This window comes from Antribacter gilvus, from assembly GCF_003946865.1.
GTDB classification, from domain to species: Bacteria; Actinomycetota; Actinomycetes; order Actinomycetales; family Cellulomonadaceae; genus Antribacter; species Antribacter gilvus.
On record NZ_QXTH01000001.1, the window covers coordinates 197562 to 214042 of the forward strand.

Genomic DNA, 16481 nt, shown 5'->3' on the forward strand with positions numbered 1-16481 from the left:
GCCGTTCCACGTGCCTGATATAGGGCTTCCAACTATGTTCAACCCGTGCCCACCCGCCAGATGCGCCTAGCTCCCGCAGTCGACAAGTCCCTGTCCGACGAGGTCGCCGATGCTTTTGCCGTGCTCCGTACCGAGCTCGGCCTGCCGGCGATGTTCCCGCCCGCGGTGCTCGACGAGGCCCGCGAGGCCGCCGAGCGCGACGTCTCCGCTGACCGTCAGGACCGCCGCGACGTCGAGTTCGTGACCATCGACCCGCCTGGCTCCCTCGACCTCGACCAGGCGGTGCACGTCGCGCAGTCGGGCGAGGGGTATATCGTCCGGTACGCCATCGCCGACCTGGGCGCGTTCGTCACGCCGGGCGGTGCGCTGGACTCCGAGGTGCACGCGCGCGTGCAGACGGTCTACGGACCGGAGGCCCGGACGCCGCTGCACCCCACGGTCCTGTCGGAGGGCGCGGCCAGCCTGCTGCCCGACGAGGACCGGCCCGCCGTCCTGTGGACGATCGGCCTCGACCCGCGCGGCGAGATCACGTCGACCACGGTCGGCCGGGCGCTCGTGCGCAGCCGGGCCCGCCTCACCTACGACCAGGCCCAGGCGAGCCTGGACGACGGCACGGCGGGGGAGTCCCTGCAGCTGCTCGCGGACGTGGGCCGGCTGCGCCAGTCGCTGGAGCGCGAGCGGGGCGGTGTCTCGCTGGACGTGCCGGAGCAGGAGATCCATCAGCGGGAGGACGGCTCGTTCGGCCTGACCTTCCGCCGCACGCTGCCGATCGAGGGGTGGAACGCCCAGATCTCGCTGCTCACGGGCATGGCCGCCGCGCGCCTGATGCGTGATGCGGGCGTGGGTGTCCTGCGGACCCTCCCGGACGCCGACCCGCGCGACCTCGCGCGCCTCCGCCGTACGGCGCGCGCCCTGCGCATCGTCTGGCCCGACGACGTCGCCTACTCCGAGCTCCTGCCGACGCTCGAGTCGCGCATCCCGGAGCACGCGGCCTTCCAGAACGAAGCCACGTCGCTCTTCCGGGGCGCCGCGTACGTCGCGTTCGGCATGCCGGGCGAGAGCGGCGCCGTCGTGCCGCCGCCCGCGCACACGCGGCACGCCGCGATCGCCGCGGACTACGCCCACGTCACGGCGCCCCTGCGCCGCCTGGTGGACCGCTACGGCACGGAGATCTGCCTCGCCGTCGCGGCGGGCAAGCCCGTCCCGGAGTGGGTTCTCGAGGCCCTGCCGAACCTCCCCCAGGAGATGTCCGACGGCGGCCGGCTCGCCTCCGGCTTCGAGCGGGCCTGCGTGGACATCGTCGAGGCGGCCCTGCTGCGGGACCGCGTGGGCGACGAGTTCGACGGCGTGGTCGTCGACGTCGACGACCAGCGCGCCCGGTCCGGCCGGAGCGCGGGCCGGGAGGGAGCGGGCCGGGAGGGCGCGGGCAAGGAGCGCGCGCCCCAGCGCGGCCTCGTGGTCCTGAGCGACCCGGCCGTGCGGGCACGCGTCGAGGGCCCGGCCCTGCCTCTCGGCGAGGCGGTCCGCGTCAAGCTCCACGAGGCCTCGGTCACCGAGCGCACCGTCCTGTTCGGCCTCCTGGGCGCCCGGGCCGGCGCCACGCCGTCGGCAGTCCCGACGGCTGCCGGGGCCGGGTCTGCGCCGTCGGCCGATCCGGAGGCCGCCCAGGCCCCCGAGACCCAGGCTCCCGAGACACCGTGGACCGCGTCGTCGGGCGAGCAGCCGCAGGCGCCGGTCGTGCTGCCGCCGCACCCGTCGGGCGAGATCCCGCGCGCGGCCCTCGAGCTCCCGTACGGGCTGGTCGAGGAGGTGCCCTTCGGGGCGTTCGACGTGCCTGCGGTCAGCCCCGCCGATCCGTCCTCGGGCGGCGCCCGTCTACGGGAGATCACGTAGACCGTGGCCTGACCGTAATACGAAGTTACGGGTTTTCCCTCTCGTTGTTCTCGCCGCGTTTTAGTTAGGTGTCCTTCGTAACACCCCGGTGGACACCGCGCGACGCCGTCGCGCCGCCGACGCGAGAGGAACGACATGATCCGACGACGCGCCCGCGGGCGGCTGCTCCTGGCCGCCGCGCTCACCAGCGCCACGCTCCTGGCAGGGTGCTCCGGCACCGGCGAGGAGCAGGACGGCGCCGCAGCCCCCACGCTGAACGTCTGGGCCGGTAGCCAGACCCCCATCACCGCGAACTTCAACCCGTTCGCGCCCACGGTGCTGCACGGCGCGCTCGGCCCCGTCTACGAGACGCTCTTCCTCTACAACAAGGCCGGCGGCGGCGACCCCGTCCCGATGCTGGGCGAGACGTTCGAGTGGAACGAGGACGGCACCGTCCTGACGGTCACGGTGCGGCAGGGCGTCGAGTGGAGCGACGGCGAGGCGTTCACCGTCGACGACGTCGTCTACTCGTTCACCAACGAGATCACGAAGTCCACGTACCTCGAGTCCGCCGAGGCGACCGACGACACCACCGTGGTCCTCACGTACAGCGAGCCGCAGTTCACCAACGAGTTCGCCATCCTCGGCGGCGCCTGGATGCTGCCCGAGCACGTCTGGTCCGAGAAGTCGGTCGAGGAGGCCACCACCTGGGCCAACGAGACCCCGGTCGGCACCGGTCCCTACACGGTCGACACCGTGTCGGAGGCCTCGTACACGCTGGTCGCCAACGAGAGCTACTGGCAGGAGGGCAAGCCGGCGGTGAAGTCGGTGCGCTACCTGGGCATCGACGCGAACGCGTCCGCCGAGGACCTCCTCAAGTCCGGCGACCTCGACTGGGCGGCCATGTTCGTGCCCGACCCGGAGGGCATCGCCGCCGCCGGCGGCCCCGCGGGCTACGTCAACACCCCGCAGGACCCCACGGTGCTGTACACGTGCGCCAACGCCGAGCTCGGCTGTGCCGGCCCGCAGACCGACGTGGCTGTGCGCCAGGCCCTCAACCTCGCCCTCGATCGCGGCACGATCAACGAGAAGGCGTTCGTCGGCCTGACCGGCACGATCTCGCCCACCTTCGCGCTCCTCGGACGCGACGACCAGTGGATCGCTCCCGACGTCGACAAGCAGAGCCCGCAGGCAGCCGACGTCGACGCCGCCACCGCCGTGCTCGAGGCCGCCGGCTACGCCAAGGGCGCTGACGGCATCTACGCGAAGGACGGCGCCCCCGTCGAGCTCGAGCTCGTCTCCGTCGAGGGCTGGACCGACTACAACGACGCCGCCAAGCTGATCGAGGAGCAGGCCGCCGCGGCCGGCATCAAGGTCACCGCGACGACCGTCACCTGGCAGGAGTTCTCGGACAACCGCCAGTCCGGCAACTTCCAGCTCATCATGGGCGGCGTGATCGGCACCAGCATGGCCGACCCGTTCCAGATCTACCGCGACTGGTTCTCCGGCGAGTACACGCAGCCCGTCGGCACGCAGCTCGAGGCCGGCGAGTGGAACTTCACGCGCTACTCCAACCCGGTGGTCGACGCGGCCGTCGCGACCGCCGCCGCCGCGTCCGACGAGCAGGCCAAGATGGCGGCCTACACGGAGATCCAGCACGAGATCAGCCGGGACCTGCCGTACATCCCCCTCGTGATCAACGCGACGCAGACGTTCTACAACGACGCCGAGTTCACCGGCTGGCCCACCGAGGACGACCTGTACGCGTTCCCGCCGTCGTGGGGCGCCGTCTCCGCCGGCTACATCCTGGCGAACCTCGAGCCGGTCGAGTGATGGCTCGGGTCCGAGGAGGGGCGCACCAGTGAGGTACTTCGTGCGGCGCATCATCTTCTACGCCATCACGGTGTGGGCGGCGATCTCGTTCAACTTCCTGATCCCCCGGCTCATGCCGGGCGATCCTGCCGAGATCATGCTGGCCAAGATGGCCCGCAACGGCGAGATCGCCCCCGGCGTGGAACGCACCATCCGGCTCCTCCTCGGATCCGACACCGACCAGAACATCTGGGAGCAGTACGTCGCCTACCTCGGCAACCTGTTCCGGGGGGACCTGGGGGTCTCGTTCACCAAGTTCCCCACCCCGGTCACCGAGCTCATCGGCGCGGCGCTGCCGTGGTCCCTCGGGCTCCTCGGCCTCGCGACGATCATCTCGTTCGTGATCGGCATCGCCGCCGGGGCATGGATCGGCTGGAGGCGCGGAACCTGGGTGGACCACATCATCCCGGGGTCCACGCTGCTGCAGTCGCTCCCCTACTTCTGGGTGGCGCTGCTGCTCGTCTACGGGTTCGCCGTGGTCAACCCCTGGTTCCCGCGCATCGGCGGCTACGACGTCTTCACCTTCAACGGGCCCGAAGCCACGATGGAGTTCGCCGGCTCGGTGCTGTACCACGGCCTCCTGCCCGCCCTCACCGTGGTGCTGTCGTCCTTCGGCGGCTGGCTCCTCGGGATGCGCAACATGATGGTGGCCACCCTCTCCGAGGACTACATCACCACCGCCGAGGCCAAGGGGCTGCGGCGCTCGCGGATCCTGCTCGGCTATGCGGTGCGGAACGCCGCTCTGCCGTCGATCGCGGGCTTCGGCATCTCGCTCGCGTTCGTGGTCACCGGCTCCATCGTCATGGAGCAGGTCTTCACCTATCCGGGCCTCGGCAAGCTCATGATCACCGCGGTGCAGGGGAACGACTACGCCCTCATGCAGGGCCTGTTCCTCGTCATCACTCTCACCGTGCTCGCGGCGACGTTCCTCATGGACATCGTCTACGGCTTCGTCGACCCGAGGACACGTCAGAATGGCTGAGAACCGGATCCTGCCCTCCCGCTCCGCGAAGTCGGTGACCGGGCTCGCGATCGTCGTCGCCATCGTCCTCTTCGCGATCGTCGCGCCGTTCTTCACCCAGAACCCGCGGTTCTCCGGGAACGACGCCTTCCTGCCGCCGAACGTCGACCACCTGCTCGGCACCACCAAGCTGGGCTACGACGTGCTGGCGCAGCTCGCCCACGGTGCACGCGGCTCGCTGATCGTCGGCGTGATCGCCGCAGCCATCGCGATCGTCCTGTCCCTGATCTTCGGGATCTTCGCCGGGTACGCCGGCGGCTGGACCGACGAGATCCTCAGCATGGGCACCAACGTCATGCTGGTCATCCCCGGCCTGCCGCTGGTCATGGTGATCGCCGTCTACGCCGAGAGCCGCAGCATCTGGCTCGTGGCGTTCATCCTCGGCATCACGAGCTGGGCGGGCTCGGCGATCGTCCTGCGTTCCCAGGCGCGGTCCCTGCGGTCCCGCGACTACGTCGGAGCGGCGCAGGTGGCCGGCGAGCGGACGTTCCGCATCCTCCTCGTCGAGATCATGCCCAACCTCCTGCCCCTCCTCGCCGCGCAGTTCCTCAGCGCGCTGATCCTCGCGATCCTCGGCGAGGCCGGGCTCTCCTTCCTCGGTCTCGGCCCGAGCGGCTCCATCACCTGGGGGACCATGATCACCGATGCGAACGGCGGTAACGCGATGTCTGCAGGTGCCTGGTGGTGGTTCGTGCCACCAGGTCTGATGATCGCCGTGTTCGGCGCGGGCCTGTCGCTCGTCAACTTCTCCATCGACGAGGTGGTCAACCCCAAGCTGCGCGTCGTGGCGGACCCCGCCGTCCGGCGTCGGGCACCGAAGGCGGGGGCGAGCGCATGAGCGAGCCTGTGCTGACCGCCCGGGGCGTGTCGATCGAGTACCGGACCGCACCCGTGGTCCGGGCCGTGCGCGACGTGTCCCTCACCCTGCACCGGGGCGAGATCCTCGGGCTCGCCGGCGAGTCCGGCTGCGGCAAGACGACGTTCGCCTACGGGCTCACCCGGCTGCTCAAGCCCCCGGCGGTGCTCACCTCCGGCGAGATCGTCTTCCACGACCGGGGCGGCGAGGACATCGACGTCACGGCCCTCGACGGCGACGCGCTCCGCGCGTTCCGCTGGGACAAGGTGTCCATGGTGTTCCAGGGCGCGATGAACTCGCTCAACCCGGTGATCACCGTGCGCGCCCAGATCGACGACGTCCTCACCACCCACCGGCCGGGCATGCCCCGCGCCGAGCGGGCGGAGCGGGCTGCGGAGCTGCTGCGCCTCGTGGACGTCGATCCCTCGCGGCTCGACAGCTACGCGCACCAGCTGTCCGGCGGCATGCGCCAGCGGGTCATGATCGCCATGGCCCTCGCGCTGGAGCCGCAGGTCATGATCATGGACGAGCCCACCACCGCGCTCGACGTCGTCGTCCAGCGCGGGATCCTGCGCGAGATCATGCGCCTCCGAGAGCGGCTCGGGTTCGCCGTCGTCTTCATCACGCACGACCTGCCGCTGCTCATCGAGATCAGCGACCGGATCGCCGTGATGCTGGAGGGCGCGATCGTCGAGCTGGACACCGCCGAGAACCTGTACGAGCGGCCGCAGCACGCCTATACGCAGCGTCTCCTGGAGTCGTTCCCGAGCCTCACCGGCGAGCGGGGCGACTTCGTGCGGACGGGCGAGGCGGCCGGCCCGGTCGTGCGGGCACCCGCGTCCGACGACCAGGCCGCCGCCACCCCCGCGCTGGAAGGGACCGCCTGATGGGAACGCTCGAGGTCAGGAACCTCGTCAAGGACTTCCGCGTGGGCCACGGCCTGCGGCGCTCGCGCCTCCGTGCGGTCGACGACGTGTCGTTCACGCTGGAGGCCGGGAAGACCGTCGCGCTCGTGGGCGAGTCGGGGTCGGGCAAGTCGACGGTGGCGCGCACGCTCGCGCGGCTGGAGACGCCGTCGTCCGGCGAGATCCTGCTGGACGGCAGGCCCGTGTCGGGGAGCCGCAACGCCCTGCGTGCCTACCGGCACGAGGTGCAGATGGTCTTCCAGGACCCGTTCGCGTCGCTCAACCCGTTCCACCCCGTGGCGCACCACCTCGAGCGGCCGATCCGGCTGCACGGGCTGGAGCGTAACCGGGAGGGCGTGACCGCGCGCGTGCACGAGCTGCTCGAGCGGGTCCAGCTCACGCCCGCGGAGACGTACGCCGCCAAGCGGCCGCACGAGATGTCGGGCGGGCAGCGTCAGCGCGTCGCGATCGCGCGGGCACTGGCCCCCGGCGCGCGCTTCCTGGTCGCCGACGAGCCCGTCTCCATGCTCGACGTCTCCATCCGCCTCGGCGTCCTCAACCTCCTCGCCCGGCTGCAGCGCGAGGAGAACCTCGGGGTCCTGTACATCACCCACGACCTCGCCACGGCGCGCCACTTCAGCGACGAGATCCTCGTCATGTACCGCGGTCAGGTGGTGGAGCGCGGGCCGTCCGACCGGGTGATCCTCGACCCGCAGCACGAGTACACGAAGACGCTCCTCGCGGCGGCGCCGGACCCCGCCCGGCACGGCCGGCTCCGTGACGAGGTGCGGGCGGAGCTCGCGGCGTCCTAGGTCGTGGTCGCGACGTGCGTAGGCTCGTCCCGTGCCTGCCCGACGCCGGACCCCTCCGCCCGCAGGTCGTCTCGCCCTGGGCGCGTGGTCGCGCGGCGAGGCGACCCGCGCCGAGGTGACCACCGCGGTCCGCTTCACGCTCGAGGAGCTCGCCGACGTGGCGCCCGGGTCGTCGGTCGAGGTGCGGGTCCCGCCCGCGGGCGCGGTCCAGGCCGTCGAAGGCCCCCGGCACACGCGGGGGACGCCGCCCAACGTGGTCGAGACGGACCCGGAGACGTGGCTCGGCCTCGTCACGGGCAGGCTGGCCTGGGACGACGCCGTCGCGGACGGCCGGGTCCGCGCGTCCGGGGAGCGTGCGGACCTCTCCCCGCTCCTGCCGCTGCAGGCCGCGCGCGAGCGCTGAGCCGCCCCGGGTGGCGTGGATCACCCGCGAGTTGGTCAGCGGGAACGCGCGTCCGCCGCTACCCTCGGCGTCACACCAAGCCGTGGGCTGCGCAAGACGCCCCCCTGGAACGACGTTCCCGTGGGAGTGTCCCTGCCGTAACCGCTGGTTCACAGAGTCGTGGTTGGTTGGTCCCGGCTGTGAGCGGCCCACAATCTTCCTTACTGCAGAAGGAGTCAGCGTGACATCCACGCTCCGATCCCCAGGACGCAGAAGGGCCGTAGCCTCGGCCCTCTCCGCGTCCCTCGCGTTGCCCGCAGCACTCGTGTTCGCCGTACCGGCCGAGGCCGAGGTGTCATCGGCCGCGGCCGTGATCATCGACGAGGTGTACGGAGGCGGCGGCAACAGCGGCGCCGCCTTCGCGCAGGACTTCATCGAGCTCTACAACACGACGGACCAGCCGGTCTCGCTCGACGGCTGGTCGGTGCAGTACGCCTCGGCGACCGGCACGTGGGCCAACGGCTCGCAGACGAACCTCACGGGCACCATCCCCGCGCACGGCTCGTTCCTGGTCGGCCAGGCCACCGGGAGCAACACGACGCTCCCCGCGCTCCCGACGCCGGACGCGACGGGCACCATCGCGATGTCCGGCAGCGGGGCCAAGGTCGCGCTCGTCAACGCCACGGCTCGCCTCGGCTGCGCCGGCGTCGCCTGCGCCACTGACCCGGCGGTCGCCGACCTCGTCGGCTGGGGTGCCACCGCAAGCTCCTACGCGGGCACCGCACCGGCTCCGGCGACGACCAACGCCACCTCGGTCTCGCGCACGAACCACGTCAACACGGCGGACAACGCCGCGGACTTCACGGCGGGCACGCCCACCCCGACGAACGCGGGTCCGGGCACGGAGCCCACCCCCAGCCCGTCGCCGTCCGACCCGAGCCCGTCGCCGACCCCGAGCGACCCGGCCGGCGTCACCCCGATCGCCGAGATCCAGGGCGCGGGCGCTGCCTCCCCGCTGGCCGGCCGGACCGTCACCACAGAGGGCGTGGTCACCGCCACGTACCCGACCGGTGGCTTCAACGGCTACACCGTCCAGACCGCCGGGACCGGCGGCCCGATCGACCCGGCCACGCACACGGCGTCGGACGCCGTCTTCGTGTTCTCGTCCGCCACGGACGACCTGGTCCAGGTCGGTGACCTGGTGCGCGTCACCGGCGCCGTCTCCGAGTTCCAGGGCCTCACCGAGATCACGGTGACCGCGGCTGCCGGCCTGCAGGTCCTGGGCACGGGCTCCGTGACCCCCGCCGTGCTCCCCTGGCCCGCCACGGGCGCCGTCCGCGAGTCGCTCGAGTCGATGCTCTACGACGCCGGGGACAGCTGGACGATCTCCAACACCTTCACGGCGAACAACTTCTCCGAGGTCGGCCTCGCCTTCGGCGACGGCCCGCTGGTGCAGCCCACCGACGTGGCCCGCCCCGGCACGCCGGAGGCCGCCGCGCAGGCCGCGCAGAACGCGGAGCGCGCGGTCACGCTGGACGACGGCGCGTCGGTCAACTTCCTCTCCTCGGCGAACTCGGGCCTCACCCCGCCCTACATCTCGCTGGCCAGCCCGGTCCGCGTGGGCGCCTCGGTGGACTTCACCGAGCCCGTGATCGTCGACTACCGGAACAACGCGTGGAAGCTGAACCCCACGCGCCAGGTGACGGCCGACGGTGCCAAGCCCGCCGTCTTCGAGAACGACCGTCCCGCGGCCCCCGAGGTCGTCGGCGGTGACGTCTCCGTCGCGTCGTTCAACGTGCTGAACTACTTCACCACGCTGGGCGAGCACCTCACGGGCTGCTCCTCGTACAACGACCGCACCGGTGACCCGGTGACCGTCAACTCCTGCCCGGGCAACGGCCCGCGCGGCGCCTACGAGGCCGAGGACCTGGCCCGCCAGCAGGCCAAGATCGTCGCGGCGATCAACGGTCTCGACGCCGACGTGGTCGGCCTCCTGGAGATCGAGAACTCGTTCGCGCTCGGCGAGACGCCGGACGAGGCCACCGCGACGCTGGTCGCCGCGCTCAACGCCGCGGCCGGGTCCGAGAAGTGGGCGTACGTGCCGTCGTCGGCCGACCTGCCGCCGGCCTCCGAGATGGACGTCATCACCAACGCGATCATCTTCCAGCCGGCCGCCGTGGAGCGCGTCGGTGCGTCCCGTGCGCTGGGCGAGCTCAGCGGCACCGGCGAGGCGTTCGACAACGCCCGCGAGCCCGTCGGTCAGGCGTTCGCGCCCGTGGGTGGTGGCGAGTCGTTCTTCGTCGCCGTCAACCACTTCAAGTCGAAGGGCTCGGCGGGTCCGTGGCCGGGCGACGCCGACACGGGCGACGGCCAGGGCTCGTCCAACGAGTCCCGTGTCCGCCAGGCCACCGCGCTGCGCGACTGGGTCGCGACCGTGACGGAGCCGGCGCAGCCGGTCGCCCTCGTGGGTGACTTCAACGCGTACACGCAGGAGGACCCGATGCAGGTCCTCTACGCCGCGGGCTACACGAACGCGGCAGCGACCCTGGCCGCAGGCCAGCACTCGTACTCGTTCAGCGGCCAGTCCGGCTCGCTCGACCACGTGCTCCTCAACGGCCCGGCCATGGCGCTGGCGACCGGCGCGGACGTGTGGGAGATCAACGCCGAGGAGTCCGTCGCGCTGGAGTACAGCCGGTACAACTACCACGGCACGCTCTTCTACGAGGACGGTCCGTTCCGGTCGTCCGACCACAACCCGGCGATCGTCGGGCTCGACCTCGTCGCGGACCCGATCGAGCTCGACCTGGTCAACATCAACGACTTCCACGGTCGTATCGACGCCAACACGGTGAAGTTCGCCGGGACCGTCGAGGGGATCCGGGCCGAGAACCCGGAGGGCACGCTCTTCGTGTCGGCCGGCGACAACATCGGCGCCTCGCTGTTCGCGTCCGCGCTGCAGCAGGACCAGCCGACCCTCGACGTGCTGGACGCGCTCGGCCTGGCCACCTCCGCGGTGGGCAACCACGAGTTCGACCAGGGCTTCGCAGACCTCACGGGCCGCGTCGAGGACACCACGGACTTCGACCACCTGGGCGCGAACGTCTACGACGAGTCCACCGGTGAGCCGGCCCTTCCGGCGTACGAGGTCGTGGAGGCCGACGGCGTCCGGGTCGGCTTCGTCGGTGTCGTCACCCAGGAGACGCCCACGCTGGTGACGCCGTCCGGCGTCGCGGGCCTGGAGTTCGGCGACCCCGTCGCCGCCCTCAACCGGGTGACCGGCGAGCTGCTCGACGGCGACCCGGCGAACGGCGAGGCCGACGTGGTCATCGCCCTGGTGCACGACGGCGCGAGCGCCGGAACGCCCGACGGCGCCACGCTGGAGGAGGAGATCGCCGCAGGCGGCCCCTTCGCCCGGCTCGTGACCGAGACGGACGCCCGCGTGTCGGCCATCCTGACCGGCCACACCCACAAGCAGTACGCGTGGGACGCCCCCGTCCCCGGGGTCGAGGGTGCCACCCGCCCGATCATCCAGACGGGCAACTACGGCGAGTTCCTCGGCCACATCTCGTTCTCCGTCGACCCGCAGACCTTCGCGGTGCTCGACTACACGGTCCAGAACGTCGCTCGCACCACCACGGCTGACGCGACCCTGGTCGCGACCTACCCCCGCGTCGCGGAGGTCAAGACGATCGTCGACGCCGCCCTGGCCGAGGCGAACGTGATCGGTGCCCAGCCCGTGGGTTCCGTGACCGCCGACGTGACGAGCGCCTTCGCCGGCGGCTCGTACGTCAACGGGGTGTGGACGGGTGGGGCGCGGGACGACCGCGCCTCCGAGTCCGCGCTCGGCAACCTGGTGGCGAACTCGCTCCGCGACACGCTCGCGGACGAGACGCGCGGCGGCGCCGACCTCGGCGTGGTCAACCCGGGCGGCCTCCGCAACGAGCTCCGCTTCGCCCCGGACGGCACCATCACGTACGCCGAGGCGAACGCGGTCCTGCCGTTCGTCAACAACCTGTGGACCATCACGCTGACCGGTGCGCAGATCGACGAGCTGCTCGAGCAGCAGTGGCAGACGGACGCGGCGGGCAACCGCCCCTCGCGCCCGTACCTGGCGCTCGGCCTGTCGGACAACGTGTCCTACACGGTCCGCACCGCCGACCCGCTGGCGACGCCCGGCGACAACGTCACGTCGATCTCCATCGACGGCGTGCCGGTCGACCCGGCCGCCGAGTACCGCGTGGCGACGTTCTCCTTCCTGATCTCCGGCGGCGACAACTTCCGGGTCTTCACGCAGGGCACGGGGGGCCGCGACTCGGGCCTCATCGACCGTGACGCCTGGATCGCGTACCTCCGGGGCAACTCGCCGATCACGCCGTCGTTCGCCCGTACGCGGGTCGTCGTCGGCGAGCTCCCCGGTGCGGTGGAGGCCGGTGCCGCCGTCGAGGTGGGCGTCTCGAGCCTGAACCTGACCTCGCTCGGCTCGCCCGAGAACACCTCGGTGAGCGCGTACCTCGTGCCCGTCGGAGGCACTGCGGAGCAGGGCACGGCGCTCGGCGACTTCCCGGTGTCGGCGGGCGCGGCCACGGTCGCGGTCACCGTCCCCGAGGGCACCACGGCAGGCGAGCACACGCTGCTCGTCACAGCCGCCCCGAGCGGCACCACCGTCCGCGTCCCGCTGACGGTGACCGCCCCGGCGTTCCCGGAGTGGGACCGCAGGTCGGTCTACACGGCGGGTGACCGCGTGACCTACGAGGGCACCGTGTTCGAGGCCCTCTGGTGGACCCGCGGCGCCAGGCCCGGCGCCTCCGCGTGGGGCGCGTGGGCCGAGGTCGGCGCCACCGTCGAGTGCGCGTCGGGCACCACCACCGCGTGGACCGACTCCTGGATCTACCAGGGCGGCGACACCGTGGCGCACGACGGCCACCTGTGGACCGCCAGGTGGTACACGCGCAACCAGGAGCCGGGCGCCTCGAAGTGGGGCCCGTGGGAGGACCTCGGCGCCTGCTGAGCCCCTCCTGAAGACGGCCGACGCCGGGCTGTGACCTTCCGTACGGAGGGTGACAGCCCGGCGTCGGGCATATCTGGCGAAGGTAGGCTGGGCGGGTGAGCGAGACGCAGGAGAACCCCACCCCCGCCCCGGCAGACGGGAAGGACGACGTCGAGCTCCGGTCCGTGATCGACCCGGGGAGCGTGCGCCGGGCGCCCCGCTACAAGGCGTTCTTCTGGACCGGTGCGCTGGCCGGGCTCCTGATCGGCGTCGGCCTGTCGCTCTACCTGGTCGGCACCGACGCGGCCGAGGGCATGATGAAGCCCGGCGTCTACGTGACCGTCCTCACGCTGTTCGTCACCATGGTGACGACCCTGGTCGCGGGCCTGGTGGCCGTCGTCGTGGACAAGCGGAGCCTTCGCCGTCGTTGATCGTGGGATAATCGGACCATGCCCCCCCGCGGAGACGGCCGCCTCAACCACGATCTGATGCCCGGCGAGAAGGGGCCGCAGGACGCCTGCGGCGTCTTCGGAGTCTGGGCCCCCGGCGAGGAGGTCGCGAAGCTCGCGTACTTCGGCCTCTACGCCCTTCAGCACCGCGGACAGGAGTCCGCCGGCATCGCCACGAGCAACGGCGAGCAGATCCTCGTCTACAAGGACATGGGCCTCGTGTCCCAGGTCTTCGACGAGACGGCGCTGAACGCCCTCACGGGTCACATCGCCGTCGGCCACTGCCGCTACTCCACCACCGGTGGCGTGACCTGGGAGAACGCGCAGCCCACGCTGGGCGCCACGACTTCCGGGACCGTCGCGCTGGGTCACAACGGCAACCTCACGAACTCCGCCGAGCTCGTGAACCTCGTCGCCGAGCGGTACGGCGCGCAGCGCCGCGGCGAGCTCGCCCGTGGCAACACCACCGACACGGCACTCATCACCGCCCTCCTGGCCGGCGACGCCGACCGCACCCTGGAGGCGACGGCGCTGGAGGTCCTGCCGCGCCTGCGCGGCGCCTTCTCCCTCGTCTTCATGGACGAGCGCACCCTCTACGCGGCGCGCGACCCGCAGGGTGTGCGTCCCCTGGTGCTGGGCCGCCTCGAGCGCGGCTGGGTCGTCGCCTCCGAGACGCCGGCCCTGGACATCGTGGGCGCGTCCTTCGTGCGCGAGGTCGAGCCGGGTGAGCTCATCGCCATCGACGCCGACGGGCTGCGGTCGACCCGGTTCGCGCCGGTCGAGCGGGCAGGCTGCGTCTTCGAGTACGTCTATCTGGCCCGCCCGGACACGTCGATCAACGGCCGGTCGGTGCACACGGCGCGCGTCGAGATGGGCCGCCAGCTGGCCCGCGAGCACGCCGTCGAGGCGGACCTGGTGATCCCCGTCCCCGAGTCGGGCACGCCCGCCGCCGTCGGCTACGCCGCCGAGTCGGGGATCCCGTTCGGCCAGGGCCTGACGAAGAACGCGTACGTGGGCCGCACGTTCATCCAGCCGTCGGACACGCTCCGACAGCTCGGCATCCGCCTCAAGCTCAACCCGCTGCGCGAGGTCATCAAGGGCAAGCGCCTGGTCGTCGTGGACGACTCGATCGTGCGCGGCAACACCCAGCGGGCCCTCATCCGCATGCTGCGCGAGGCGGGGGCCGCCGAGGTCCACGTCCGCATCTCGTCGCCGCCCGTGAAGTGGCCGTGCTTCTACGGCATCGACTTCGCGTCGCGCGCCGAGCTCATCGCCAACGGCCTCGCCGTCGAGGAGATCGGTCAGTCGCTGGGCGCGGACTCGCTCGGCTACATCTCCGCCGAGGGCATGATCGCCGCCACGGAGCAGCCGGCCTCGCAGCTGTGCACCGCCTGCTTCACCGGCAAGTACCCCATCGAGCTGCCCCCGGACGACCAGCTGGGCAAGCACCTCCTGGAGCAGGCCGAGCTGCCGCTCGGTGCGCCCGAGGACGGCCTGCACCGCATCGCAGTGACCGCAGGCGGCGGCACCGCCCTCGACCACCCCTGAACCGAACCACCCCCGGGAGCACCACGTGACATCTGAAGGACTGACGTATGCCGCCGCCGGGGTGGACACCGAGGCGGGTGACAAGGCCGTCGAGCTCATGAAGGACGCGGTCCGGCGCACCCACGGCCCGGCCGTGCTCGGCGGGGTGGGCGGGTTCGCCGGCCTCTACGACCTGTCGGCGTTCAAGGACTACCGCGCGCCGCTGCTCGCCACGTCGACCGACGGAGTGGGCACCAAGGTGGCGATCGCGCAGGCTCTCGACATCCACGACACCATCGGGTTCGACCTCGTCGGCATGGTGGTGGACGACATCGTCGTGGTGGGCGCCAAGCCCCTCTTCATGACGGACTACATCGCCACGGGCAAGGTGGTCCCCGAGCGCATCGCGGACATCGTGCGCGGCATCGCCCAGGCCTGCGAGGTGGCGGGCACCGCCCTGGTGGGCGGCGAGACGGCCGAGCACCCGGGGCTCCTGGCCCCGGACGAGTACGACGTCGCCGGCGCGGCCACGGGCATCGTCGAGGCCGACGCGGTGCTCGGCCCGGACCGCGTGCGCGCGGGGGACGTGCTGATCGCCATGGCGTCGTCCGGCCTGCACTCGAACGGGTACTCGCTGGTGCGGGCGGTGGTGAAGCACGCGGGATGGAAGCTGGAGCGCCATGTCGACGACTTCGGCCGCACGCTGGGCGAGGAGCTGCTCGAGCCCACGCGCGTCTACGCGTCGGACGTCCTGGCTCTCGCAGCCGACCCGGCAGCGCAGGTCCACGCCTTCACGCACGTCACCGGCGGCGGCCTGGCCGCCAACCTGGCGCGTGTGCTGCCCACAGGGCTGGTCGCGACGGTCGAGCGAGGGAGCTGGGCGGTCCCGCCTGTGTTCCGGGTGGTCCGTGAGCTGGGCGGCGTCCCGCGGGGCGACCTGGAGAACACGCTCAACCTCGGTGTCGGCATGGTCGCCGTGGTGGGGCAGGACGGTGCCGACGCCGCGCTGGCGCGTCTGGCCGGGCTGGGGGTGCCCGCGTGGGTGCTCGGTGCCGTCGACGTCCTGGACGCCGACACGGCCGGCGTCGAGCTCGTGGCGGGCACCAAGGGGGTCGACGGCGGCGCCGTCCACCTCGTCGGCGACTACCGCTGACGGCGGACTACCCCTGGCAACACAGACACGGGTGGCCGCCCCGCGTGAGCGGGGCGGCCACCCGTGCTGACCTGACTATCGAACCCTCAGTCGGAAGACCGAACGAGAGCAGCCTCGGTGATTGGAAGCCGGGAGCGCCTCAGCGCTCGTCGTCGACGTCCGCCCAGTCGCGATAGCGGTTGTCGTACTCGTCGTCCTCCTGGACGGCGAATCGCGACTCCGTCGCTACGTCTGTACGCGGCTGCCCTCCGCCGAGCTCCTGCTCGAGGGCGTGGTAGTTGGTCTCGGGGCTGTAGTACTTCAGCTCGCGAGCAACCTTGGTCTGCTTTGCCTTCTGACGGCCGCGGCCCATGGCTCCGACCCCCTCAACGTAGGAGCGGGGCGGTGACGCACCTAGACGCCCGGCCCCGACGTGTGTTTCGTCTGTTCAGGTTCCAACGATACATGCTCGCACGCCATTCCCTCCAGTCCGGACGTGGTATTCGTCCGGTCCGCCGTGGATGTTCGGCGCGCGCCACACGGGGCGGATGACGCCCGTGCGCCGATCATCATAGCCGAAGAGTGGCGTAAGCATGACCTGAGCATGACTTGCCCGAATTGGCCGCCTGGGGTGCCGGAAGGGTCCGGATCGGCCGGGATACGGGT

The 16481-nt window shown here is 71.7% G+C and carries 12 protein-coding genes; 11 read left to right on the forward strand and 1 reads right to left on the reverse strand.

Translation table 11 applies throughout. The annotated features are described in order from the left end of the window. The first annotated feature begins 45 nt into the window (after positions 1–45). The 11 genes from D1350_RS00810 (at position 46) to purM (ending at position 15836) form a co-directional block, all read left to right on the forward strand. On the forward strand, positions 46–1893 hold the full coding sequence (locus tag D1350_RS00810) for an RNB domain-containing ribonuclease (RefSeq protein WP_206074375.1): 1848 nt from the start codon (positions 46–48) through the stop codon (positions 1891–1893). 135 nt (positions 1894–2028) lie between these two features. After that, positions 2029–3705 carry an ABC transporter substrate-binding protein gene (locus tag D1350_RS00815; RefSeq protein WP_125772928.1) on the forward strand — a complete coding sequence of 559 codons (1677 nt, stop codon included), beginning with the start codon at positions 2029–2031 and terminating at the stop codon, positions 3703–3705. A 28-nt stretch (positions 3706–3733) separates the two neighbouring features. Further along, a complete protein-coding gene (locus tag D1350_RS00820) occupies positions 3734–4726 on the forward strand; it encodes an ABC transporter permease (protein ID WP_125772930.1) in 993 nt (330 codons plus the stop codon). Continuing rightward, on the forward strand, positions 4719–5603 hold the full coding sequence (locus D1350_RS00825) for an ABC transporter permease (RefSeq protein WP_125772932.1): 885 nt from the start codon (positions 4719–4721) through the stop codon (positions 5601–5603). The genes D1350_RS00820 and D1350_RS00825 overlap by 8 nt, the downstream gene beginning before the upstream one ends. Then, positions 5600–6508 (forward strand): ABC transporter ATP-binding protein, encoded by a 909-nt coding sequence (locus tag D1350_RS00830; RefSeq protein ID WP_125772934.1) that lies wholly within the window; start codon positions 5600–5602, stop codon positions 6506–6508. The genes D1350_RS00825 and D1350_RS00830 overlap by 4 nt, the downstream gene beginning before the upstream one ends. Further along, positions 6508–7338 carry an ABC transporter ATP-binding protein gene (locus tag D1350_RS00835; RefSeq protein ID WP_125772936.1) on the forward strand — a complete coding sequence of 277 codons (831 nt, stop codon included), beginning with the start codon at positions 6508–6510 and terminating at the stop codon, positions 7336–7338. The genes D1350_RS00830 and D1350_RS00835 overlap by 1 nt, the downstream gene beginning before the upstream one ends. A 31-nt stretch (positions 7339–7369) precedes the next feature. Next, positions 7370–7741 carry a sterol carrier family protein gene (locus tag D1350_RS00840; protein WP_125772938.1) on the forward strand — a complete coding sequence of 124 codons (372 nt, stop codon included), beginning with the start codon at positions 7370–7372 and terminating at the stop codon, positions 7739–7741. A gap of 220 nt (positions 7742–7961) precedes the next feature. After that, a complete protein-coding gene (locus D1350_RS00845; RefSeq protein ID WP_420807787.1) occupies positions 7962–12728 on the forward strand; it encodes an ExeM/NucH family extracellular endonuclease in 4767 nt (1588 codons plus the stop codon). A 95-nt stretch (positions 12729–12823) separates the two neighbouring features. Next, complete coding sequence (locus D1350_RS00850; RefSeq protein ID WP_125772940.1) at positions 12824–13138, forward strand: hypothetical protein; 315 nt, start codon at positions 12824–12826, stop codon at positions 13136–13138. A gap of 18 nt (positions 13139–13156) precedes the next feature. Further along, positions 13157–14704, forward strand: a complete 1548-nt coding sequence (gene purF, locus D1350_RS00855) for an amidophosphoribosyltransferase (protein ID WP_125772941.1) — start codon at positions 13157–13159, stop codon at positions 14702–14704. A gap of 25 nt (positions 14705–14729) precedes the next feature. Then, positions 14730–15836: a phosphoribosylformylglycinamidine cyclo-ligase gene (purM, locus tag D1350_RS00860; RefSeq protein WP_125772943.1), complete on the forward strand. Its 1107-nt coding sequence runs from the start codon at positions 14730–14732 to the stop codon at positions 15834–15836. Between the two features lie 139 nt (positions 15837–15975). Here the strand turns inward: purM and D1350_RS00865 are convergent, their stop codons facing one another. Further along, the gene (locus D1350_RS00865; RefSeq protein ID WP_125772945.1) at positions 15976–16188 is read right to left on the reverse strand and encodes a DUF3073 domain-containing protein; all 213 of its coding nucleotides are present in this window, start codon (positions 16186–16188) and stop codon (positions 15976–15978) included. Positions 16189–16481 lie beyond the last annotated feature (293 nt).

Bases quoted from the DNA above. Each gene is read 5' to 3' on its own strand.
- D1350_RS00815 (WP_125772928.1), top strand. From the start codon at position 2,029: ATGATCCGACGACGCGCCCGCGGGCGGCTGCTCCTGGCCGCCGCGCTC.
- D1350_RS00825 (WP_125772932.1), top strand. From the start codon at position 4,719: ATGGCTGAGAACCGGATCCTGCCCTCCCGCTCCGCGAAGTCGGTGACC.
- D1350_RS00830 (WP_125772934.1), top strand. From the start codon at position 5,600: ATGAGCGAGCCTGTGCTGACCGCCCGGGGCGTGTCGATCGAGTACCGG.
- D1350_RS00835 (WP_125772936.1), top strand. From the start codon at position 6,508: ATGGGAACGCTCGAGGTCAGGAACCTCGTCAAGGACTTCCGCGTGGGC.
- purF (WP_125772941.1), top strand. From the start codon at position 13,157: ATGCCCCCCCGCGGAGACGGCCGCCTCAACCACGATCTGATGCCCGGC.
- D1350_RS00865 (WP_125772945.1), bottom strand. From the start codon at position 16,188: ATGGGCCGCGGCCGTCAGAAGGCAAAGCAGACCAAGGTTGCTCGCGAG.